Source organism: Rhizobium sp. L9, assembly GCF_002531885.1.
In the GTDB taxonomy this organism is placed as follows: domain Bacteria; phylum Pseudomonadota; class Alphaproteobacteria; order Rhizobiales; family Rhizobiaceae; genus Rhizobium.
In genome coordinates, this window is the sequence record NZ_NWSZ01000009.1 from 1 (window position 1) to 21,491 (window position 21,491).

Here is a 21,491-nt window from a genome sequence, read left to right on the forward strand (position 1 = left end):
TCGGAAATGAAGCTGACGCGCATGAAGAACCTGCCGGTATCGAGATCGTCGAACTGGCTGGAGTCGACGATGTTGCAACCCTTCTCGGCCAGATAGCTCGAAATCGCTGCAACGATGCCGCGCGTCGACTTGCAGGATACGGTAAGTATGAAGCTCTTCATGCTGTCTCTTCCTTCGCCCTTTCAGGTACAGAGAGTCCGGTCATGCCGAGCTGTCCAACCCGGCATGGCGAAGACGTCGGTCCGGCTGCTCAGATGTCGAGCGTGCTGTCGCGTTCCCACTGGGTGAAATGCGAGCAGTAGGCATTCCATTCCAGGTGCTTGAGCTTGAGATAGGCGGAGGAAAACTCAGCCCCGATTGCCGCCTTCAAGCCCTCGTCGGCATCAAAGGCGCGCAGCGCATCGAGCAGGTTGAGCGGCAGGCGCGGCGCATCCTTCACCAGGTGGCCCTCGGCATACATATCGATATCATAATGCTGGCCTGGGTCCGCCTGGCTGCGGATGCCGTCGAGGCCGGCCGCAATGATGATCGCCTGTAGGAGGTATGGATTGACCGCGCCGTCCGGCAGGCGCAGCTCGAAGCGCCCCGGTCCCGGCACGCGCACCATGTGAGTGCGGTTGTTGCCCGTCCACGTCACGGTGTTCGGCGACCATGTCGCGCCCGAGGTGGTGCGCGGCGCGTTGATGCGCTTGTAGGAATTGACCGTCGGATTGGTGATCGCGGCCAGCGCCGAGGCATGCTTCATGATGCCGCCGAGGAAGGTTTTACCCTGAGCCGACAGCCCAAAGGCCATTTCCTTGTCCGCGAAGGCGTTTACCCTGCCATCGACGTCCCAGACCGAGATGTGCGCATGGCATCCGTTTCCGGTCAGGCCCTTGAAGGGCTTCGGCATGAAGGTAGCGCGAAGGCCGTGCTTTTCGGCGACCGATTTGACCATGAACTTGAAGAAAGAGTGCTTGTCAGCGGTCTTCAGGACATCGTCATATTCCCAGTTCATCTCGAACTGGCCGTTCGCATCCTCGTGGTCGTTCTGATAGGGCTTCCAGCCGAGTTCCAGCATATAGTCGCAGATCTCGGCGATGACATCGTATCGACGCATCACGGCCTGCTGGTCGTAGCAAGGTTTCTCGGCGGTATCGAACTGGTCTGAAATCACCGAACCGTCAGCAGAGATGAGAAAGAATTCGGGCTCCACGCCGGTCTTTACCCGAAGTCCTTCCTTCGCAGCTTCAGCCACCAGTCTTTTCAGCACGACACGCGGTGCCTGTTCGACAGGCCGTTCGTCCATGACGCAGTCGGCGGCGACCCATGCGACGTCCTTCTTCCAGGGCAATTGGATGACGGAGGAAGGATCGGGAACAGCAAACAGGTCCGGATGGGCCGGCGTCAGATCGAGCCAGGTTGCAAAGCCTGCAAAACCGGCGCCATCCTTCTGCATGTCGGCGATGGCTTCCGCGGGGACCAGCTTGGCGCGTTGACCGCCGAACAGGTCGGTATAGCTGATCATGAAATATTTGATGCCTTTGTCTCTCGCAAAAGCAGCAAGGTCCAGTGTCATTCTCGTTCCCCTTTGGATTTCTTCGAGACACTTTGGTTATGGATATGAGACGGCCGGGATATTGCCCGGCCGGTAGAAATCAGAAGCCTCCCTTGCCAGGGATCCAGTTGGTACCGGCGAGCGGCACCTGCGCCATGGCCGATGCCTCGATCGTCAATGCAACGAGGTCTTCCGGCTCGAGATTGTGCAGGTGGTTCTTACCACAGGCGCGTGCGATCGTCTGAGCTTCGAGCGTCATGACTTTGAGGTAGTTGGCGAGGCGGCGGCCGGCCGCAACCGGGTCGAGGCGTTTTGCCAGCTCCGGGTCCTGGGTGGTGATGCCCGCCGGATCCTTGCCTTCATGCCAATCGTCATAGGCGCCGGCCGTGGTGCCGAGCTTCTGATATTCCTCTTCCCAGCGTGGATCGTTGTCGCCGATGGCGACGAGCGCCGCCGTGCCGATCGCGACCGCGTCGGCGCCTAGCGCCAGCGCCTTCGCCACGTCGGCGCCCGAGCGGATGCCACCGGAGATGACCAGCTGCACCTTTCGATGCATGCCGAGATCCTGCAGCGCCTGGACAGCCGGACGTATGCAGGCGAGCGTCGGCATGCCGACGTTTTCGATGAAGACATCCTGGGTCGCCGCAGTGCCGCCCTGCATACCATCGAGCACCACGACGTCGGCGCCCGCCTTCACGGCAAGAGCGGTGTCGTAGTAGGGACGTGCGCCGCCGACCTTGACGTAGATCGGCTTTTCCCAGTCGGTGATCTCGCGCAACTCCATGATCTTGATTTCCAAATCGTCGGGGCCGGTCCAGTCCGGATGGCGGCAGGCCGAGCGCTGGTCGATGCCCTTCGGCAGGTTGCGCATGTTGGCGACGCGGTCGGAGATCTTCTGGCCGAGCAGCATGCCGCCGCCGCCGGGCTTGGCGCCCTGGCCGACCACGACTTCGATTGCGTCGGCGCGGCGCAGGTCCTTCGGGTTCATGCCGTAGCGCGACGGCAGATATTGGTAGACCAGCGTCTGCGAATGACCGCGTTCCTCATCCGTCATGCCGCCGTCGCCTGTCGTGGTCGACGTACCTGCGATCGTCGCACCCCGGCCGAGCGCTTCCTTGGCGTTGCCGGAAAGCGCGCCGAAACTCATGCCGGCGATGGTGATCGGCGTCTTGAGCGTGATCGGCTTCTTGGCGAAGCGGGAGCCGAGCACCACTGTCGTATCGCACTTCTCGCGGTAGCCTTCGAGCGGATAACGCGAGATGGAGGCGCCGAGAAACAGCAGATCGTCGAAATGCGGAACCTTGCGTTTGGTGCCGGCGCCGCGGATGTCATAGATGCCTGTGGCGGCCGCGCGGCGGATTTCGGCGAGCGTATAGTCGTCGAAAGTCGCGGACTTGCGTGGCGGGGTATAGGGGTTGTGATAGCTCATGAGTGTCCCTCGCCTCAATACGCGTCTGCGTTGTCGATGTTGAAATTGTAGAGCTTGCGGGCGGAGCCGTAGCGCTTGAACTCTTGGGGTCTGACGTCCGTCACACCTGCCTTGTCGAGCAGTTCGGCAAGCTTCTCCAGATGCTCCGGCCGCATCTCTTTCTCGATACAGTCGGAGCCGAGACTTTTCACCTCGCCGCGAACGAAAAGCTTCGCTTCGTAGAGCGAATCCCCGAGTGCATCGCCGGCGTCGCCAAGGACGACGAGATGGCCGGACTGGCCCATGAAGGCCGACATGTGGCCGATGCTGCCGTGTACAACGATGTCGATGCCCTTCATCGAAATGCCGCAGCGCGAAGCGGCATTGCCCTTGATGACGAGCAGGCCACCCCGGCCGGTCGCGCCGGCATACTGGCTGGCGTCGCCCTCGATGACGACGGTGCCGGACATCATGTTTTCGGCAACACCCGGTCCAGCCGAGCCATGAACCGTAATCTTGCCGCCGTCATTCATGCCGGCGCAGTAATAGCCGACAGATCCCCTGACAGCGACCGTCACCGGGCTGTCGATCCCGACGGCGACGGCATGGCTGCCGCGCGGGTTGATGACCTCGAATTCAGTGTCGTTGGCACCTTTGGAGAGAGCGTGTAGCGCGCTGTTCAATTCGCGAAGAGGCGTGTTGGAAAGATCGAATGTCGGCATTGAATCCTCATTGGTCCGGGAGACGGTCCGCGCCGCCTCTTGGCTTTCAGCGCGCCTCAGGCCGCCTTGTCGTGATCCCAGAAGTAGACAGTTGCCGGCTCCGGCTCCCAGACGCGGGCATTCTCGATGCCGGGAAGATTGACCAGCGCACGGTATTCCGAGCCGAAGGCGACATATTGCTCCGTCTCGGCCATGACGGCGGGCTTGCAAGCGATCGGGTCGCGCACCACGCCGAAGCCGGACTTGGTGCCGACGACGAAGGTGAAGAAGCCGTCGAGATCGTCGAGCGCACCGGCCAGCGCCTGGCCGAGATCCTTGCCCTTGGCCATTTCGGCCGTCAGATAGGCGGCGGCGACTTCCGAATCATTCTGCGTCTCGAAGGTCATGCCTTCGCGAAGCAGCTCGCGGCGCAGGTTGTTGTGGTTGGACAGCGAGCCGTTGTGCACGAGGCACTGGTCGGCGCCGGTCGAGAACGGATGGGCGCCGAGCGTGGTGACGGCGGATTCCGTCGCCATGCGGGTATGGCCGATGCCGTGGGTTCCGCTCATCGCGCGGACTCCGAAGCGCGCCACGACCTCTTTCGGAAGGCCGATTTCCTTGTAGATCTCGACGCTCTCACCCGAGCCCATAAGACGAACTGCCGGGCGAATCCGTTCGAGCGCCTCGCGCACTGCTCCAAGCTTGGAGGCATCAAGCTCAATGACCGCGTGCGTGCTCTTGATCCACACATGGGCTTTGATGCCGGCTGCCTCGAGGTCAGTGGCGAGGCCCTCGAAGTCCGCGCCTGGATTGCTGGACTGGATAGTGATTTTCGCCTTGCCCTCTGCAGAGCCGCCATAGATCGCGATACCGGCCGAGTCCGGCCCGCGATCCGTCATGGTGATCAGCATATCCGAAAGCAGGTTTCCGAGCTGAGGCTCAAGGCTCTTGTCCTTGAGGAACAATCCAACAATGCCGCACATCGCCTGTGCCTCCTTTCATGTTGAGAAAGGACTAGCAGGTCTATGTATGGACTTCAACTGGTAGGAATAAACTTTTCTTCTAAGGCAAGTCAGCTTCGCGAGTTCTGCTGGGGATAGCTGATGATCGAAAGGTACCTGCTCGGCAGTTTTACCAGTTGCTCCGGCCCATGCGGCGCATCGGCGTCGAAGAACAGGCTGTCGCCCGGCTGCATCTGGAAAAGCTGGTCGCCGTGGCGGTAGATGACCTCGCCTTCGAGCATGTAGAGAAACTCCATGCCCTCATGCTGGAAGGTCGGGAAAACATCGGAATCGGCCGTCAGCGTGATGAGATAAGGCTCGACGATGACGCCGCTGGTGTTGTTGTCGATATGGCCGAGCAGATTATATTGATGACCGGCGCGGGTGCCGCGCCGTTCCAGCTCGACGCCCTGCCCCGCCTTGACGAAGACGGCATTGCGCGGCTCCTCGTAGCGGCGAAAAAAGGCCGTCAGCGGCACGCCGAGCGCCCGCGACAACGATTGCAGCGTCGTCAGCGACGGCGAGATGTTGCCGTTCTCGATCTTCGACAGCATTCCGAGTGAAATGCCGGTCGCAGCCGCGAGATCGGTGACGGTGATGCCGAGTTTCTTGCGGTACGCCCGCACCTCATGGCCGATCGCCATTTCGAGGTTGTTTTCCTTCGGTTCCCGAACGGCGTGCGGGTCTTGGGAAAAGGGGGTGCGTCCGCCCTGCGCCTGTTCCGGTTGGTCTGCCGCTTCACCTTTGGCTTTCATCAGATTTACTGCTGCCTTCTCTTTTGGGTCAAGGCAACGCTATCGCCATAGTGAAAATTTCTCAACCGTGAAGAAAACTTATTCCCGCCGCGCCTCTCGCGGGGCGATGCCGTAGACGACACGGAACATCCGGGAAAAATGGCTGAGGCTGGAAAAACCGGTGGCAACAGCGATCTCCGAGACGGAAAGCGGGCTCTGCTTCAGCAGGCGATGGGCATGCTGAAGCCTGATCCTGCGGTATTGATCGTGGAAGCTGGTGCCGAGATGGGCCGCAAAGAGCCGGTCGAGATGGCGGGTGGTGACACCGGCGATCCGCGCCATGGCGGCGCGCTCGAGCGGCATCTCGATCGTCTCCTCCATCCGTTCGAGAACGCTGAGCAGGCCAGGGTGGTGGACACCGTATCGCTCGGCGAGAGACGCACGCTGCGGAGCAGCGGGTTCGTTGACCTCGGTGTGAAGATACCAGTCGCTGACCCGGCGGGCGAAATCCGGCCCCATCCGCTCGGCGATCAGCACATGCATCATGTCAAGTGGAGCGATACCGCCGCCGCAGGTGATCCTGTTGCTGTCGATCACGAAGCGCGCCTGGCGCGGCGTGAGATCCGGGAAGGCTTCGAGAAGGGCGGCCGCATGCTCCCAATGGATAGTGAAGTCGCGGCCCCCAAGCAGTCCGGCGGCGGCCATCAGATAGGGGCCGCCGGAAATGCCGCCGATCCGCATGCCTTCGCGCGACAACTGCCTCAGGCAGGCAAGCACGCCAGGATATCGCCAATCCCGAGGCAAGCCGCCGGCGCAGACGAAGGCGGTACTAAGGCCCGATCCCCTCATGGGAAGGGGATCCGCGGGCACGCTGACGCCGGAGGAGGAAAGGGCCGGCGCGCCATCCGGCGAATAGGTGGAGACACGATAGATCTCGCGGCCTGCCAGCAGATTTGCCGCCCGCAGCGGCTCCGTCGCCGAGGCATAGGACATCAGCGCAAATCCCGGAATCAGGATGAAGCCGATCGTCTGAACATTTCTGCCATCAAGCGAGGACATGTCCCTTTCTTAGCGACATATGTCCGTTTTGTGCAAGTCTCGTCGATTCTTTCTGGCATCATGCAGCTGTTCTTTCCGGGTGACCCATGCGCTATTCCGCTCTTTCGATTTTTCTGAACGGCCTTCGCGGCAACAAGGGCTGGGCGCCCGCCTGGCGCGATCCGGCGCCGAAGCCGCATTACGACGTCGTCATCGTTGGTGGCGGCGGTCATGGTCTGGCCACTGCCTATTATCTTGCCAAGGAGTTCGGCATCACCAATGTCGCCGTCCTGGAAAAGGGCTATCTCGGCTCCGGTAATATCGGCAGGAACACCACGATCATCCGTTCCAACTACCTGCTGCCTGGCAACAATCCCTTCTACGAACTGTCGATGAAGCTTTGGGAAGGGCTGGAGCAGGACTTCAACTTCAACGCCATGGTCTCGCAGCGCGGCGTGTTGAACCTCTTCCATTCCGACGCGCAGCGTGACGCCTATACGCGTCGCGGCAACGCCATGCGGCTGCACGGCGTCGATGCCGAGCTGCTCGACCGGCAGGCCGTGCGCAGGAAATTGCCCTTTCTCGATTTCGACAATGCCCGTTTCCCGGTCATGGGTGGTTTATACCAGCCGCGCGGTGGCACGGTGCGCCATGACGCGGTCGCCTGGGGTTATGCCCGCGGCGCCGACGGCCGCGGCGTCGACATCATCACCCAATGCGAGGTCACCGGCATTCGCACTGAAAACGGGAAGGTGACCGGTGTCGAGACCAGCAGGGGCTTCATCGGCTGCGGCAAGCTGGCGCTGGCGGCGGCCGGCAATTCCACCGTGGTCGCCGATATGGCCGGCCTTCGCCTGCCGATCGAGAGCCATGTGCTGCAGGCCTTCGTCTCCGAAGGGCTGAAACCCTTCATCGACAATGTCGTCACTTTCGGCGCCGGTCATTTCTACGTCTCCCAGTCCGACAAGGGCGGCCTCGTCTTCGGCGGCGACATCGACGGCTATAATTCCTATGCGCAGCGCGGCAATCTCGCCACCGTCGAGCACGTCGCCGAAGCCGGGATCGCGATGATCCCCTCCTTGTCGCGCGTGCGCTACCTGCGCTCCTGGGGCGGCGTCATGGACATGAGCATGGATGGCTCGCCGATCATTGACCGCACCCATATCGACAATCTCTATCTCAACGCCGGCTGGTGTTACGGCGGCTTCAAGGCCACGCCCGCCTCCGGCTTCTGTTACGCCCATCTGATCGCCCGCAACACGCCGCACCAGACGGCATGTGCCTTCCGGCTCGACCGTTTCGCGCGCGGCTATCCGATCGACGAAAAGGGCGTCGGCGCCCAGCCCAACCTGCACTGAGGACATTTAGACAATGGCAAGCCTGATTTCATGTCCCCATTGCGGCGTCCGCCCCAAGGAGGAATTCTCGATCCGCGGCGATGCGAACCTTGTCCGGCCGGCGCCGGATGCCGGCGCGGATGCCTGGTACGACTATGTCTACCTGCGCGACAATCCGAAGGGCCGCCACAGCGAATATTGGCACCATTCCTCCGGATGCCGCCGCTGGCTGATCGTCGAGCGTGACACCGTCACCCATGCGGTCCACGGCGTCAGGGATGCCGCCCTTGCCAAGCTCGGCGGAGAACCGGCATGACGAGCTTCCGTCTTCCCTCCGGCGGTCGCATCGACCGCGACAAGACACTCGGCTTCACCTTTGACGGCAAGGCGCTGCAAGGCCATCCGGGCGACACGCTCGCCTCGGCGCTGCTTGCCAACGGTATCCAGCTCGTCGGACGCAGCTTCAAATATCACCGCCCGCGCGGCATTCTGACGGCGGGGGCCGCCGAACCGAACGCGCTGGTGACGACAGGCAACGGCGGGCGCACCGAACCGAATACGCGCGCGACGATGATCGACCTTTACCAGGGCCTGGCGGCCAAAAGCCAGAACCGTTGGCCTTCGCTCGGTTTCGATGTCGGCGCGGTCAACGGCCTGCTCTCACCTTTCCTCAGCGCCGGCTTCTACTACAAAACCTTCATGTGGCCGGCAGCGCTCTGGGAAAAGCTCTACGAGCCGGTGATCCGCAAGGCTGCGGGCCTCGGCAGAGCCTCTTACGAGGCTGATCCCGATTCCTATGAGAAATGCTGGGCGCATTGCGATCTACTGGTGATCGGCGCCGGCCCTGCCGGCCTTGCTGCAGCGCTGACCGCCGGCCGCGCCGGCGCACGTGTCATTCTCGCTGATGAGAGCCCCGAACTCGGCGGCAGCCTGCTTTGCGAAAGCGGCGCAGTTGACGGCAAGCCGGCGGGGAGCCTTCTCGGCGAGCTGCTTGCCGAGCTGGAGGGCCTGGAAAATGTGCGCCGCCTGCCACGCACGACTGTTTTCGGCTGGTACGACGACAATGTTTTCGGAGCCGTCGAGCGCGTCCAAAAGCATTTAGCGCTGCCCGATCCGGATCGTCCGGTGGAACGGCTGTGGCGCATCATTGCCCGGCAGGCGATTCTTGCGACGGGGGCCGAGGAACGACCGCTGGTCTTCGGCGGCAACGATATTCCCGGCGTGATGATGGCAGGCGCCATGCGCAGCTATCTCAATCGGCAAGCGGTCGCGCCAGGCCAAAGCACGGTGATCTTCACCACCAACGATACCGGATATCACACCGCCGGCGACCTTGAAGCCGCCGGCCTTCGAGTTGCGGCGATCGTCGACAGCCGAGCCGATGGCGGCGAGAGCTGGCCGGGCCGCGCCGAGGTGCTGAGGGGCGCGCGGATCATCGATGCCCATGGCGGCAAGCGCCTGCGCGGCGTCAGCGTCAAGACCGAAGAGGGTGTTCGCCGGATCGATGCCGATGCGCTTGCCATGTCGGGCGGCTGGAGCCCGATCATCCACCTTGCCTGCCATCGTGGCGGCAAGCCGCAATGGTCGAACGAGGCTGCGGCGTTCCTGGCGCCGGCTGCGCAGGATGGTCTGGCCGTTGCCGGCTCGGCTGCCGGCCTTGCGCAGATTGCCGCCTGCCTCGGCGATGGAGCGGGAAAGGCTGCCGCCGCGTTGAAGGCAATCGGCTTTGCAGCGGAACCGGCCTTTGCCTCAGCCACCGAGACGGCACAGCGCACGAAGCCGCTGTGGTCGGTCAAAGGCTCGAAGGGCAAGGCTTTCGTCGATTACCAAAACGACGTGCATCTCAAGGACCTCGGCCTCGCCGTCCGTGAAGGTTACGGCCATGTCGAACTTGCCAAGCGTTACACCACATCAGGCATGGCGACCGATCAGGGCAAGCTTTCCAACGTCAACGCCATCGGCATTCTTGCCGCGGCGCGCGGCGTGTCGCCCGCTGAGGTGGGAACGACGACCTTCCGGCCCTTTTATACGCCGATCTCCTTCGGCGCTTTGACCGGGGCGTCCCGCGGCAAACATTTCCAGCCGGCGCGCAAATCGCCGCTGCACGGCTGGGCGAAAAAGAACGGCGCGGTCTTCGTCGAAACCGGCCTCTGGTACCGCTCCTCCTGGTTCCCGCGCGCCGGCGAAACGACCTGGCGCCAAAGCGTCGATCGCGAGGTACTGAACATCCGGAAGAATGCTGGCCTCTGCGACGTCTCGACCCTTGGCAAGATCGAGATCTTCGGCCGCGATGCCGCAGCCTTCCTCGACCGCATCTATTGCAACGGTTTTGCCAAGCTGGCCGTCGGCAAGGCCCGTTACGGCATCATGCTGCGTGAGGACGGTTTCATCTATGACGACGGCACCACCAGCCGTTTCAGCGACGATCATTTCTTCATGACGACGACGACGGCGCTTGCCGCCGGCGTGCTCACCCATCTCGAATTCTGCGCGCAGACGCTCTGGCCGGAACTCGACGTCTGCTTCGCCTCCTCGACCGATCAATGGGCGCAGATGGCGGTTGCCGGGCCGAAGTCGCGCGCGATCCTCTCGGAAATCGTCGACGAGGATCTTTCCGATGCGGCCTTCCCCTTCATGAGTGCCCGCAAAGTGTCGCTATTCGCAGGCAGCCTTGAAGGCCGGCTCTTCCGGATTTCCTTCTCCGGTGAACTTGCCTACGAACTCGCCGTCCCGGCCGGCTACGGCGAAAGCGTTGCCGACGCCATCATGGCATCAGGCGATAAACACGGCATCTGCGCCTACGGCGCGGAAGCGCTCGGCGTCATGCGCATCGAAAAGGGCCACGTCACCCATGCCGAGATCAATGGCACGGTCACACCGGGCGATCTCGGCTTCGGCCGCATGGTCTCATCGACCAAGCCGGATTTCATCGGCAAGGCGATGCTCGCCCGCGAAGGCTTGCAGGATCCCGAGCGGCCGCGCCTCGTCGGGGTCAAGCCGCTCAATCCGGCAAGCGGCTTCCGCACCGGCTCGCATATCCTTGCCGAGGGCGCTGCGGCGACGCTCGAAAACGATCAGGGCTATGTCACGTCGAGCGCGTTTTCGCCGAGCCTCGGCCATACGATCGGCCTGGCGCTCATCCGGCGCGGGCCCGAGCGCATCGGCGAGAAGGTGACGGTCTGGAACGGCCTGCGCAATGAATTCACCGAGGCGGTGCTCTGCCATCCCGTCTTCATCGATCCCGAAAACGAGAAGCTCCATGCCTGATCTTCCGCAACACAGACCGGTTCTTGCCGGCATGGCATATCGCAGCATAACCGGGGCCGGCATCCGGCTGGAAGCCTTGCCGGAAGGCCATCTGCTGCACGTGCTCGGCGGAATTGAGCCGGCGGCGCTTGCCGCTGAACTGACGAAGGCGGGCTTTGCGGAAAGTTCGATCCGTCAGGCCGGTTTCCGGCAATGGTTCGTTGCCGGCGACGAGCCGCTTCCGCCCGCAAATCTGGATGCTCTTAAGGCAGCACTCGCCGGAAAAGCCTTCGTCACCGACCAGAGCCACGGGCGTGTCCGCATTGGCGTGTCCGGCCCCTCCTCCCGGCTGCTTCTTTCCAAAGGCACGGCGGTCGATCTCGATCCCGGCGTCTTTGCGGAAGGCAGTTCTGTGATGACGATAGTCGGTCATATCTCCGTGCAGGTCGCCCGCACCGGCGACGACAGTTTCGAACTCACGGTCCTGCGCAGCTTCGCCGAGAGCCTCTGGGAGGATCTTAGGCATATGGCGGCGAGCGCCGTGAAGGACGGGGCATGAGCTACAGCGCTGCATGCCTTGTTCAGGCGGATGCTGCAGCGCTTCCAACCCGCGTCGGCCGATTCGCTCAGTGCGTCGCATCGAATTCGAATCATACCCTTACGGGCGACATGCTTTAGCCTCGAAAAGTATAGTCGCGGATCGAAGCCGGTTTCATCTCGATGGAAAAGCCCGGCAGGGTCGGCGGCATATAGGCGGCGTTCTCGATCCGGCAGGGATCGAGGAAATGTTCGTGCAGGTGATCGACATATTCGATGACGCGGCCTTCTTTGGTGCCTGAGACCGCGACGTAGTCTATCATCGACAGGTGCTGCACATATTCGCAGAGCCCGACGCCGCCGGCATGCGGCCAGACCGGCAGGCCGAATTTGGCGGCGATCAGCAGGACGGAAAGGACTTCGTTCAGCCCGCCCATGCGGCAGGAATCGATCTGGACGATGTCGATCGCGCCTTCGGCAATGAACTGTTTGAACATGATGCGGTTCTGGCACATCTCGCCGGTTGCGACCTTCACCGGTCCGATTGCCTGGCGGATCTTGCGGTGGCCGGCGACATCGTCGGGGCTTGTGGGCTCCTCGATGAAGAAGGGCTTGGCGAAGGCAAGCGCCTTGACCCAGTCGATCGCCTGACCAACGTCCCAGACCTGATTGGCGTCGATCATCAGGTAGCGATCGGGACCGATCACCTCGCGGGCGATCCGCAGACGCCGGATATCGTCTTGCAGGTCGCGGCCGACCTTCATCTTGATATGGTTGAAGCCGGCATCGATCGCCTCCTGGCAGAGGCGGCGCAGTTTCTCGTCTTCGTAACCCAGCCAGCCGGCCGAGGTCGTGTAGCAGGCATAGCCTTCCTTTTCGAGAGTGGCGATGCGCTCGGTCTTGCCGACTTCGGCGCGCTTGAGGATCTCGACCGCCTCGGCGCGCGTCAGCACGTCGGTGAGATAGCGGTAGTCGACGATATCGGCGATCTCTTCCGGCGACATGTCGGCGACGAGCCGCCAGACCGGCTTGCCGGCCTGTTTGGCGAGCAGATCCCAGACGGCGTTGACGACCGCACCGGTCGCCAAGTGAATGGCGCCCTTTTCGGGGCCTATCCAGCGCAACTGGCTGTCGCTGGTCAGATGCCGCCAGAATTTGCCGGGATGGGCAAGAACCTCGGCCAGATCGGTACCGACGACGAGATGGCGCATCGCCTCGATCGCCATGCAGCAAATGTCGTTGCCACGGCCGATGGTGAAGGTCAGGCCATGGCCGGCAAGGCCCGGGACATCCGTGTCGAGAATGACATAGGCGGCCGAATAGTCGGGATCGGGGTTCATTGCATCGGATCCGTCAAGGCTTTGCGAGGTGGGAAAGCGGAGATCGAAGACGCGAAGGCCGGTGATGCGGATCATGTTGTTCCTCCCGATTTAAGGTGCCAATTGCGATAGCCGGGGTCGGCCGGCACTCTGCCGGGCGCCTCACGAAGCCGACGTCAGATCGTCCAGCCGCCGTCGATGGCGATCGCCTGGCCCGACGTGTAGGTGGCGCCGGCGAGATAGACGGCGAGATCGGCGATCTCTTCCGGCGAACCGAGCCGGCCCATCGGCTGGCGGGCGATGAAGGCGGCGCGGGCCGCATCGTAATCGCCCTGTGCGCGCATGCGGTCCTGCAAGGACGGACTTTCCACCGTGCCGGGGCAGATGGCATTGCAGCGGATGCCTTGAGCAACATAATCGGCGGCGACCGATTTGGTAAGGCCGATGACCGCCGCCTTGGTGACGCCATAGGCGAAGCGATTCGGCACGCCCTTGATGCTGGAAGCGACGGAGGCCATGTTGATGATCGACCCGTCCTTGCGTTCGAGCATGCCGGGCAGCACCGCCCGGATGGTGCGGATCATCGCCTTGACGTTGAGGTCGAAAGCGAATTCGAGATCGGAATCCGGCATTTCCAGGATCGAGCCGGCATGGACGAAGCCGGCGCAGTTGAACAGAACGTCCACAGTGCCGATTTCGGCGACGAGCGCCGTGACCGCATCCCCGTCGAGCACGTTGAGCTTATGGGTGAAGACGCCGGTTTCCGCGGCAAGGGTTGCCAGCGCATCGGTGTTGATGTCGGTTGCATGGACCTTGGCGCCGGCCGCGGCAAAGGCTGCCGCCGTCGCCCGGCCGATGCCCTGGCCGGCGGCGGTAATGAGAACGGTCTTGCCGGAAAGTCTGTTTGTCATGTCACGGGCCTCTTCTGGATTGTCTACATGAGACGATGCATGCGGTTATCTTGCCGAAGGCCGCGCGGTGATGGAATAGGACGTCCATCAGGGCCTGCCATTTTCTCTCTTTGCGCCTTTCGGCCGGCGTAGGGCAAGGCGCGAAGCCCCGCCTCTCGTCGTTTCTGCTGATTGGCTGTCTTCAATTATGATTTGTCTGTTTATAGACAAACAGACGATTGGCCAACGGTCAAGCGCGAAGTTTTCCTTTTCCGGCCATGGTTCTGCGTATATGCAGAATAATATTCACAGGAGGAAGGAATGGAGACAGACGAGTCAGACCGCTATCGCGCTCCTGCTTTAGACAAGGGCCTCGATATCCTGGAGCTGCTCGCCGGCGTCGACAGCGGCCTCACCCAGGCGGAGATTGCCAAGCGGCTCGACCGCAGTCCCAATGAATTCTATCGTATGCTCGACCGGCTGGTGCGTCGCGGTTACGTCACCCGGCTGGATGGCGATCGCTACTCGCTGACGCTGAAGCTCTTTGGCCTTGCGCAATTGCATGCGCCTGTGCGCCGGCTTGCCTCCTATGCCACGCCGCTGATGCGCGACCTCGCCCAGCGCACCCGTCAGGCCAATCATCTCGCAGTTTTTGACCGTGGCGCCGCCGTTGTCATCGCCCAGCAGGAGGCGCCGGACTATTGGGGCTTTTCGATCCGCGTCGGCGCCCATATCAGCCTGTTCGACACCGGCTCGGGGCATGTGCTGCTCGCCTTCCGCAGCGACGAGGAGCGGGAGATGATGATATCGGAACATGCGCGCAACCGCGCCGAGATCGACCTTGGCGCCGAATTTTACGATCGCCTCGACCAGATCCGCGAGCGCGGCTACGAGATGATGGCGAGCGCCCAGACATCGGGCGTCTACAATCTGTCGGCGCCCGTTCTTGGGCCGGACCGGCGTTGTATCGCCGCCCTGACCTGCCCCTTTATCGCCCTTGTCAATGCGCCGTCCGCCCCCGACATCACCCAAACGATCACGCTGGTGCAGAAGACCGCCGCTCAGCTTTCGCTGCTGGCCGGGGCGGATGTCGGCCCGACCTGAGCATCGCGTTGCGGCCCCTCACATCCGGCTGCCGCCACCGACCGGGGTCGAGCTACGGGTCTCGACCCGTCCTTCGGACTCCCGCAGGCGGGGCGAAGGGGATATGCCGCGGCCTCTCCGTCCCTCTCCGACCTGTCACAAGGCACGTCCCCTCGCCCCGTTTTACGGGGAGAGGGTGAGGAAGGGCATGCTTTACGGCATGCCAGACTGAGGCAGCCATGCCCAGGCAGCAGAAATTTCTATTTGAATAATCCATTCACGAGAAATAGGTTGCGGCAAAGACCATTCCTGGAGGAGGAAAACGTGCTCATCGACACCCATTTGCATATCATCGACCGGTCGGCGCTTTCCTATCCCTGGCTCTCCGGCGTGCCGGCTCTCGACCATGACTTTCTCTATGAGACCTATGCGGCCGAGGCGCGGCGCTGCGGCATTATGACGGCGCTGCATATGGAGGTCGATGTCGATCCGGCCGTCATGCAGGCCGAGACCGACCACATTGCCTCGATCGCCAAAAGGCAAGGCAGCCTGATTGCCGGGGCGATTGTCTCCTGCCGTCCCGAGGAGGAAGGCTTTGCCGCCTATCTCGAGCTGCAAAAAGCCGATCCCTTCGTCAAGGGCTTCCGCCGCGTGCTGCATGTCGTGCCCGACACCGTCTCGGAAGGCGTCCTGTTTCGAGACAACATCCGGCGCATCGGTGGCAGCGGCCTGACCTTCGACCTCTGCACATTGCCGCATCAGGCTGGTCGCGTCACCGCTCTCGTCGATCTCGCGCCCGATGTGCAGTTCGTCCTCGATCATTGCGGCGTGCCGGATATCCGCTCCGATGCCTTCGAGCCATGGAAGGCCGGCATATCGGAAATCGCCCGCCGGCCGAACGTGATCTGCAAGATATCAGGCGTCGTCGCCTATGCGGATGCGCAGACATGGACTGCACAGACGCTGACGCCCTATATCGAACATGTGATCGCAAGTTTCGGCTGGGATCGTGTCGTCTGGGGCAGCGACTGGCCGGTCTGCACGCTCGGCGGCGGCCTTTCCACCTGGGTTGCAGCGACCCATGCCGTGCTCGCCGGCAGCAGCGAGGCGGAGCGTTCCAAGCTGCTCTTCGCCAATGCCCAGCGTCTCTGGTCATTGTAACTTTTATTTACGCCGTGCCGATCCTTCGGCTGAAAGGTCCGCAGCAAACTACCATGCTCGGCACCCTGAAATCGGATGATGTAACCCCCCAAAAGTGCTACTTTGGCATGTTTTTTGCTGCTGCTAATATGAAGCGATGCGATGGTTCGGTTTGGGACGACTTTCAGCCAGACAATTGCTAGCTTTGTGTGTCTCAGTTAAAAGTGTCAGACACGGATATGGCGAATAACCTCATGTCCGTGTCCTCAGGAGGGAAACAAATGAAAGAAGAACCGCACGCAGTGGATGTTCATGTCGGAAAGACGATCCGCATACAGCGTCTGCTGCGCAAAGTTTCGCAGACGGAATTGGGCGATCGTGTCGGCGTAACGTTTCAGCAGATCCAGAAATACGAAAAAGGCTCCAACCGCGTTTCCGCCAGCATGCTAGTTGAAATCGCCGGCGCGCTGAACGTCGACGTCAGGACGTTCTTCGACGACCTCTCAACGCCCGAGACGGCTAACGACAACCCCGCTCCCAGCGAAGAATTCGTCATTTCGCGCGAGGGTGTGCTTCTGAATGCGGCGTTCTTCTCGATCAAAAACGAAGCTCTTCGCAAGAAGATCCTGAAGCTTGTTCAGGCAATCGCCCACACCGAACAGGTCGAGGGTGAAGCGGCCGAATAGGCCGGATCTCCTTCACGCGATTCTAACGGACGGCATAAAGGTCAATGGCGATCGATCAGGATTAGATTCTCGCTAGCGTCCTTCATTGCGATCTTGGCCTTGCTGCCGAGCAGTTTCTCGAGGTTGACGTCAAGTTCCCTGTCCGGATCTATGCCGTCCCAATCGATTACGACCTGCAGCAGTGCCATGTTCGTCAGGTGCATCAGATTACGCAGCTGAAGCTTTTCAGCCTCCTCCTTGGCTGCCGACAGCAGCCGGAAGATCCTTGCGTATTCGCTGCCTGTACCTTCGTTACGTTGTTCAAACATTGTTCCCGCCCCTTTGGCCGTGAAGCCTCAGATTCCATCACCCCTGCATCATCTAGCCGAGACCGTTATTCAAGCGTTACAGGAGTCACGTTGCGGGTGACTTCGGCATGCAAAAGCTCCCAATGCGAGGTTGCGGCAAAGCGCCAGTCACGGTTGACGGGTGCGAATTGCTCGCGGTGCAGCCACTCCAGCACTAGCCGCGCGTCGTCATGTTTGCGTTCGACCCTATTCTTGCGGAGAGCGGCGAGGAGGAGGTCACGACGCGGCTTGCGAAAATGGCACTCGTCGACCACGCGCGCATAGGTGCGCTCGGAGAAATGCAGGAAGCGGCCGGCGAGCAGTAGTTTCTTGCGCTCGGCCGTGGAGATCTCGCCGCGGGCATGAAGCGCATCAACCGTGGGCTCGAAATCGACCCAGGGTACGGAAAGCGGCAGCCAGCCAAGCGCCTGCGGCGCATGCACGAGTGCGACGGCCTCATCGTCCAGCAGCCGCCCGGACTCGTAATCCTCGAAGATCGAGCCGAGCCCGACCATGCCGAACGGAGCGCATTCTGCAGCCCGCAATGCGCCCATGCTGGCGCCGCCGGCTACGGCGACATCATGTTCGAGCGCGTAGAGAATTTCCTTGTGCCAGACCGATGGCAGCTCGCCGAAATAGCCGTCGACAAGGCCGATCGCGGTGGCGCCGTCTTCTACTGCCTTTAGGATGTCGCCGCGGGCGGCGGGCGGGCGGAAATCAATGCAGGGAGACATGTTTCTCGCTGCGGCAAGACCGCCACCAAGGCTCGGACCGACGAACAGAACCTTCATGATTGGGCTCCTCTCATGGTGTTGACGGCGCGAAGGCCGAGCTGGACGTACTGGCCTGATATATCGACCTCCAGGCCCGGCACGATCACCCTGACGACCGAGACCGGCAAAGTCGGATGGGCAAAGGGCACGGCGACGATCTGTTCGATCCCGCTCGCCACCAGCCGGTCGGCTATGTGGCGGATGGTCTCCTGGATCGTCGCCGCACGGCGATGGCGGTTCTGAAAGGCGCGCATCCGGCCGTCGCTCTCGCAGAGTTCGACCAGCTGCTGCATAGCCGCACTCCGATCGAGCCGCTTGTAGATGCGCGGCGAGAAATCGTCGCGGCTGCCGGCGATCGCCGTCAGCCGGCTCTGGGCCGCTTCGGTGATGGCGCGCAGTGCGGCGCGCACAGGATCGGGATGGCAGCCGCAGCCCCCGCAGACATGTGACCAGCGCGCATCGGCGCGGTCGGAAAGATTGCCAGGCATGATGACGGCCAGAAAAGCCGGAACGCCGATATCTGTGGTCATGTCGAGCAGCAGCAGCCGCATGCCGGCGCGTGTGATCCGGTCGGTCATGACGTCGATGACCGTATCGCCGAAGGAGGCGGGGTCGATGCGGCTCTCCTTCAGGCGCTGTGGTGATTTCAACTGGGTCAGAGCCCAGGCATCGCGCTCGACCAGCTCGCAAAGTCCGTGCAGGACCGCTTCGGACGACGCATTGCCGGAGGCAAGCCCATCGCTCGATTGCTCGAAGCCCGGCGGCCGCTCGCCGCGATGGTCGAGGCCGACAAGCCACCAGGGGACGAAGACGCTACTGCCGGACAGAATGTCGAGGCCGGAGCACCAGGGGATGGGGTCACCGCCGATTTCATCGGGCGCGCATCGTGCGACATTGTCGAGATCGATCATGGCGGCGCCTTCCGCCCGCATGCTCTCCACCGTCGCCTGCGTCAGGTCGGCGGGCGGAATTTCCGCGATCCGCGTCTCGATCGCCTCCATGGCGGCCGAGGCCATGGCGGCATCATTGTCGATGCCTTTGCCCTGGAAGACCGAAAGCGTGTGGCTGTTCGGCCTCGTCGCGAAGGCGACGGGGATATTCAGCACGTCGAGAGCGGTCAGCAGGCCGACGCGCGTGATGCCGAATTCGCGCAGATGCGGCCTGATGGCCACAAGTGTCTGCGCCGGCGTGATTGCACGGTCGTGATAGTCGCTGACGCCAGCCGATGATCGTCTGAGATCATCGGCTAGCGTTTCAAGATCGGCGAAGGCGGACATACCGATCTCGCCCCTTTAGCGGAACTTCAGCGCATGGGTCAGGTTTTCGAGAGCATTTGCCGTGACATTGAGTTCGTCCTGCTTCATCGCAGCCTTGGCTGCGGCCGAGAAGCGCGGCTGGGAAGGCATTGCTGCATGGGTTTCAACAGTGGTTTTCATTGTCCATCTCCAATGGGATAGGCAGCCGGCTGCCGTTAACCATTGCAGAGGAACATTGTCTGCGTCATTTAACCGTTACAGGCTTCGTTAAAAGGCCATGCAATCAGGGAAGTCCGGCCAGTTGGAGGCCATGAATCAGCGTTTCCGTATAGCGGGGATCGCGGTCGGGAACGAAATGGCGGATGTCCTCGCTGCGGAAATCCGGGAAATTTTCCAGGACGACTTTAGCGTATTTGCCGGCCTTTTTCATATCGCCCGCCATGGCGTGGGCGGCTGCCAGCAGTCGCGCGGTCGCCTGTTTCGACTGCACCGGCTCAAGCGCCTCGATCGCCTGATTATATTCGCCGCGGTCGAAGTGGATGCCGCCACGATTCCAGTAGTAATAATCCGGCGGCAGCGGATTGAGCTTGAATGCCGCATTGTTCAGATCCAGCGCCTTGTCAAAGTCGCCGTAGTGGCAGAGCGCGTCGGCGTAATCGGCGAGGATGTCGGCGTCGTTGGGATTGAGATCCTGGGCCTGCTGGAAATAGTCCAGGCTTTCGTCGAAACGGCGGCGGTACAGCGCCACGAAGCCGAGCTCGCGATAGGCCCGGCCGCTGTTCGGGTCGGACTGTTGCGCCAGCCGGGCGGCGCCATTCGCCTCGTCGAGCAGTTCGGTGTCCTGCATGCCGCGGATCAGCCATTCCATGCCGAGCGCACGCGACACGCCGGCATGGGCAGCCGAGAAATTCTCATAACGATTGAGCGAGGATCTGAACCATTTGCGCGCCTGGCGCAGATGCTGCAGATCGGTCTGGGCGATCAGCCGCTTGCCTTCGAGATAGAGACGGTAAGCGGATGGCGGCGCCTCGCCGATCGGCATCGCCAGCTCGTGGCGTTCGACGGTGTCGGCGAGCGAGGAGACGATGCGCCGCGTCAGATGCGCGAAGGATTCGCTGATCTTCTGCATGACCAGCGGCAGTTCCAGAGCCCAGATCACCTCCGATGTCGTCGTCCGCGTCAGACGGCAGGTCGCATAGACATCCTCCTCGCGGCCCTGGATGGTGACGTAAACCGCGTAATCGAAGCTGAGGTCGAGCGCACGGGGCACAGCGCGGGCCGGATCGACCGAACGGCTGAGGATTTCGAGGCTCGTATGGGCTGCGATCACCTTGAAGCCGCGCTGCTGGCTGAGGCCGATGGTCACGTCCTCGAGAAGGGCTCTGCCGACGCGCTCCATCAGCGGATCGGTGAAAATGCTTTCCGGCGGCAGGATGATGATCCGCGGCTGGCCGAGCAGATCGGCGAAGGCGCCGGGCGCTGGCGATGGACGTTCGGCGGCCGCCGGCTGAGCTGCCGGGATCAGGCCGAGTTCGCGGGCAAGCGCGGTGGTGCTTTCCTCCGGTTCGGTTTCGAACTCGTCCTTCAGCTGGCTCTTGCACTTCAGATAGGACTGCCGGGCCGCGGCCGGGTCGTTCATCCTGACATAAATGCGCATCAGGGCCCGATAGGCCGTCTCGCTGGCGGGGTCGAGCTCCAGCAGGCGACGGGCAAAGGCCACCTGCTCTTCGTCCGATCTGTCGTCAGCAGTTTCGACCAGCCGCGTCAGATGGACGGCGCGCAGTTCATCGATACGCTGGCGTTCGAAGGTCAGCCAGTCCTCGGCGCCCTGCGTCGGCGACTTGGCGCCTTCTAGCAATTCGCCATTCAGAATGTCGCCGTCTTCGGCGGCGAGAGGCGCTTTCTGTTTGAGTATATGAATATCGACTTCCCAGCCGTCGGCAAGGCCGATATGGGTTCGGGTCGCTTTCAGCAGCGGCGGAAGGCCGGCGGGAATGCTTTGCTCGATGCGCGCCAGCAACTGGCGCAAACTGCCTGCGCGTTTTTCCGGCGCTTCCGATTGCCAGAGCTGCCGCCTGACGGTTTCCCGGTCGAGTTCGAGATCGGCTTCGGCGGCGAGCATTGCGAAAAGAAAATAAGACTTCTCCGGCAAAGGGAGTTCCCTCCCCGCTGCCAGCAATCGCGGTCTTCCGAGCAGGCAGAGCCTGTTCGTCGACATCTGTCCGGATGTCCGTTGCATCCCGCTTCTCACCCCTGAAGACCAGGCGCGCATGCACACCGGCCGCGCAGGAACATGTTAGAGCGTTAATTGGCCCGCGCATAGCGCAAAAAGAGGTTTTTACACCGAATATTTGCATTTTCTCACATTAGCCGGCCGGGAATGCTTGCCAACACTTTGCCCCCGGACCTGATTTGGCGCAGTTATTTCCGCTGCGGCCTCCATAGCCGCAACCAATAGCAAGCGAGCCTAAGCGATCAC

General features: G+C 62.1%; 21 protein-coding genes. 7 read left to right on the top strand and 14 right to left on the bottom strand.

Features of this window, described 5'->3' with window-relative positions; all coding sequences use genetic code 11:
• The 7 genes from CO660_RS11250 to CO660_RS11280 all read right to left on the bottom strand — a co-directional run.
• Nucleotides 1–161, bottom strand: a 161-nt coding sequence (locus tag CO660_RS11250) for an ACT domain-containing protein (RefSeq protein ID WP_141504835.1), incomplete at its 3' end; no start/stop codon positions are given.
• A gap of 89 nt (nt 162–250) precedes the next feature.
• Nucleotides 251–1,558 (bottom strand): type III glutamate--ammonia ligase, encoded by a 1,308-nt coding sequence (gene glnT, locus CO660_RS11255; RefSeq protein WP_097598747.1) that lies wholly within the window; start codon nt 1,556–1,558, stop codon nt 251–253.
• A 79-nt stretch (nt 1,559–1,637) separates the two neighbouring features.
• A complete protein-coding gene (locus CO660_RS11260; protein WP_097598748.1) occupies nt 1,638–2,966 on the bottom strand; it encodes an FMN-binding glutamate synthase family protein in 1,329 nt (442 codons plus the stop codon).
• Nucleotides 2,967–2,980: 14 nt separating this feature from the next.
• Nucleotides 2,981–3,667, bottom strand: coding sequence for a GXGXG domain-containing protein (locus CO660_RS11265; RefSeq protein WP_097598749.1), 687 nt, complete (start codon nt 3,665–3,667; stop codon nt 2,981–2,983).
• Nucleotides 3,668–3,723: 56 nt separating this feature from the next.
• Nucleotides 3,724–4,629, bottom strand: coding sequence for a glutamine amidotransferase family protein (locus CO660_RS11270; protein WP_097598750.1), 906 nt, complete (start codon nt 4,627–4,629; stop codon nt 3,724–3,726).
• 89 nt (nt 4,630–4,718) lie between these two features.
• On the bottom strand, nt 4,719–5,402 hold the full coding sequence (locus CO660_RS11275; RefSeq protein ID WP_085781211.1) for a helix-turn-helix domain-containing protein: 684 nt from the start codon (nt 5,400–5,402) through the stop codon (nt 4,719–4,721).
• 78 nt (nt 5,403–5,480) lie between these two features.
• Nucleotides 5,481–6,440, bottom strand: a complete 960-nt coding sequence (locus tag CO660_RS11280; protein WP_097598751.1) for a GlxA family transcriptional regulator — start codon at nt 6,438–6,440, stop codon at nt 5,481–5,483.
• Between the two features lie 86 nt (nt 6,441–6,526).
• On the opposite strand from CO660_RS11280, the gene CO660_RS11285 reads away from it, so the two are divergent.
• The 4 genes from CO660_RS11285 to CO660_RS11300 are packed head-to-tail and all read left to right on the top strand — an operon-like array spanning nt 6,527 to nt 11,561.
• Nucleotides 6,527–7,777 carry a sarcosine oxidase subunit beta family protein gene (locus tag CO660_RS11285; protein WP_097598752.1) on the top strand — a complete coding sequence of 417 codons (1,251 nt, stop codon included), beginning with the start codon at nt 6,527–6,529 and terminating at the stop codon, nt 7,775–7,777.
• Nucleotides 7,778–7,790: 13 nt separating this feature from the next.
• Nucleotides 7,791–8,072 carry a sarcosine oxidase subunit delta gene (locus CO660_RS11290; protein ID WP_085740046.1) on the top strand — a complete coding sequence of 94 codons (282 nt, stop codon included), beginning with the start codon at nt 7,791–7,793 and terminating at the stop codon, nt 8,070–8,072.
• Nucleotides 8,069–11,023, top strand: coding sequence for a sarcosine oxidase subunit alpha family protein (locus CO660_RS11295; protein ID WP_097598753.1), 2,955 nt, complete (start codon nt 8,069–8,071; stop codon nt 11,021–11,023). Before CO660_RS11290 ends, CO660_RS11295 begins: the two co-directional genes overlap by 4 nt.
• Nucleotides 11,016–11,561, top strand: a complete 546-nt coding sequence (locus CO660_RS11300) for a sarcosine oxidase subunit gamma family protein (RefSeq protein ID WP_097598754.1) — start codon at nt 11,016–11,018, stop codon at nt 11,559–11,561. The genes CO660_RS11295 and CO660_RS11300 overlap by 8 nt, the downstream gene beginning before the upstream one ends.
• A gap of 115 nt (nt 11,562–11,676) precedes the next feature.
• Here CO660_RS11300 and CO660_RS11305 read toward each other — a convergent pair whose 3' ends face one another.
• Both CO660_RS11305 and CO660_RS11310 read right to left on the bottom strand, forming a co-directional pair.
• Nucleotides 11,677–12,954 (bottom strand): L-fuconate dehydratase, encoded by a 1,278-nt coding sequence (locus CO660_RS11305; protein ID WP_097598755.1) that lies wholly within the window; start codon nt 12,952–12,954, stop codon nt 11,677–11,679.
• 80 nt (nt 12,955–13,034) lie between these two features.
• Entirely contained in the window at nt 13,035–13,769 is a 735-nt protein-coding gene (locus CO660_RS11310; RefSeq protein WP_085781217.1) for an SDR family oxidoreductase, read from the bottom strand.
• A gap of 300 nt (nt 13,770–14,069) precedes the next feature.
• Here CO660_RS11310 and CO660_RS11315 point away from each other — a divergent pair, with 300 nt between their 5' ends.
• The 3 genes from CO660_RS11315 (at nt 14,070) to CO660_RS11325 (ending at nt 16,657) form a co-directional block, all read left to right on the top strand.
• Nucleotides 14,070–14,852 carry an IclR family transcriptional regulator gene (locus tag CO660_RS11315; protein ID WP_097598756.1) on the top strand — a complete coding sequence of 261 codons (783 nt, stop codon included), beginning with the start codon at nt 14,070–14,072 and terminating at the stop codon, nt 14,850–14,852.
• A gap of 303 nt (nt 14,853–15,155) precedes the next feature.
• Complete coding sequence (locus CO660_RS11320) at nt 15,156–15,992, top strand: amidohydrolase (protein WP_097598757.1); 837 nt, start codon at nt 15,156–15,158, stop codon at nt 15,990–15,992.
• 260 nt (nt 15,993–16,252) lie between these two features.
• Nucleotides 16,253–16,657 (top strand): helix-turn-helix transcriptional regulator, encoded by a 405-nt coding sequence (locus CO660_RS11325; protein ID WP_085781220.1) that lies wholly within the window; start codon nt 16,253–16,255, stop codon nt 16,655–16,657.
• Nucleotides 16,658–16,698: 41 nt separating this feature from the next.
• On the opposite strand, the gene CO660_RS11330 is transcribed toward CO660_RS11325, so the two are convergent.
• From CO660_RS11330 to CO660_RS11345, 5 genes are all read right to left on the bottom strand, one after another.
• Nucleotides 16,699–16,965: a hypothetical protein gene (locus CO660_RS11330; RefSeq protein ID WP_003594963.1), complete on the bottom strand. Its 267-nt coding sequence runs from the start codon at nt 16,963–16,965 to the stop codon at nt 16,699–16,701.
• Between the two features lie 65 nt (nt 16,966–17,030).
• The gene (locus CO660_RS11335) at nt 17,031–17,774 is read right to left on the bottom strand and encodes a TfuA-like protein (protein ID WP_085781221.1); all 744 of its coding nucleotides are present in this window, start codon (nt 17,772–17,774) and stop codon (nt 17,031–17,033) included.
• The gene (locus CO660_RS11340) at nt 17,771–19,033 is read right to left on the bottom strand and encodes a YcaO-like family protein (protein ID WP_097598758.1); all 1,263 of its coding nucleotides are present in this window, start codon (nt 19,031–19,033) and stop codon (nt 17,771–17,773) included. Before CO660_RS11340 ends, CO660_RS11335 begins: the two co-directional genes overlap by 4 nt.
• 15 nt (nt 19,034–19,048) lie before the next feature.
• A complete protein-coding gene (locus CO660_RS33285; RefSeq protein WP_176536271.1) occupies nt 19,049–19,192 on the bottom strand; it encodes a hypothetical protein in 144 nt (47 codons plus the stop codon).
• Nucleotides 19,193–19,295: 103 nt separating this feature from the next.
• Nucleotides 19,296–21,251: a BTAD domain-containing putative transcriptional regulator gene (locus CO660_RS11345; RefSeq protein WP_097598759.1), complete on the bottom strand. Its 1,956-nt coding sequence runs from the start codon at nt 21,249–21,251 to the stop codon at nt 19,296–19,298.
• Nucleotides 21,252–21,491: the final 240 nt, after the last annotated feature.

Coding starts and splice junctions, on each gene's coding strand:
- CO660_RS11300 (WP_097598754.1), top strand. CDS start 11,016: ATGCCTGATCTTCCGCAACACAGACCGGTTCTTGCCGGCATGGCATAT.
- CO660_RS11275 (WP_085781211.1), bottom strand. CDS start 5,402: ATGAAAGCCAAAGGTGAAGCGGCAGACCAACCGGAACAGGCGCAGGGC.
- CO660_RS11325 (WP_085781220.1), top strand. CDS start 16,253: ATGAAAGAAGAACCGCACGCAGTGGATGTTCATGTCGGAAAGACGATC.
- CO660_RS11335 (WP_085781221.1), bottom strand. CDS start 17,774: ATGAAGGTTCTGTTCGTCGGTCCGAGCCTTGGTGGCGGTCTTGCCGCA.
- CO660_RS11340 (WP_097598758.1), bottom strand. CDS start 19,033: ATGTCCGCCTTCGCCGATCTTGAAACGCTAGCCGATGATCTCAGACGA.
- CO660_RS11260 (WP_097598748.1), bottom strand. CDS start 2,966: ATGAGCTATCACAACCCCTATACCCCGCCACGCAAGTCCGCGACTTTC.
- CO660_RS11295 (WP_097598753.1), top strand. CDS start 8,069: ATGACGAGCTTCCGTCTTCCCTCCGGCGGTCGCATCGACCGCGACAAG.
- CO660_RS11270 (WP_097598750.1), bottom strand. CDS start 4,629: ATGTGCGGCATTGTTGGATTGTTCCTCAAGGACAAGAGCCTTGAGCCT.
- CO660_RS11285 (WP_097598752.1), top strand. CDS start 6,527: ATGCGCTATTCCGCTCTTTCGATTTTTCTGAACGGCCTTCGCGGCAAC.
- CO660_RS11280 (WP_097598751.1), bottom strand. CDS start 6,440: ATGTCCTCGCTTGATGGCAGAAATGTTCAGACGATCGGCTTCATCCTG.
- CO660_RS33285 (WP_176536271.1), bottom strand. CDS start 19,192: ATGAAAACCACTGTTGAAACCCATGCAGCAATGCCTTCCCAGCCGCGC.
- glnT (WP_097598747.1), bottom strand. CDS start 1,558: ATGACACTGGACCTTGCTGCTTTTGCGAGAGACAAAGGCATCAAATAT.
- CO660_RS11305 (WP_097598755.1), bottom strand. CDS start 12,954: ATGATCCGCATCACCGGCCTTCGCGTCTTCGATCTCCGCTTTCCCACC.
- CO660_RS11315 (WP_097598756.1), top strand. CDS start 14,070: ATGGAGACAGACGAGTCAGACCGCTATCGCGCTCCTGCTTTAGACAAG.
- CO660_RS11265 (WP_097598749.1), bottom strand. CDS start 3,667: ATGCCGACATTCGATCTTTCCAACACGCCTCTTCGCGAATTGAACAGC.
- CO660_RS11310 (WP_085781217.1), bottom strand. CDS start 13,769: ATGACAAACAGACTTTCCGGCAAGACCGTTCTCATTACCGCCGCCGGC.
- CO660_RS11290 (WP_085740046.1), top strand. CDS start 7,791: ATGGCAAGCCTGATTTCATGTCCCCATTGCGGCGTCCGCCCCAAGGAG.
- CO660_RS11330 (WP_003594963.1), bottom strand. CDS start 16,965: ATGTTTGAACAACGTAACGAAGGTACAGGCAGCGAATACGCAAGGATC.
- CO660_RS11345 (WP_097598759.1), bottom strand. CDS start 21,251: ATGCAACGGACATCCGGACAGATGTCGACGAACAGGCTCTGCCTGCTC.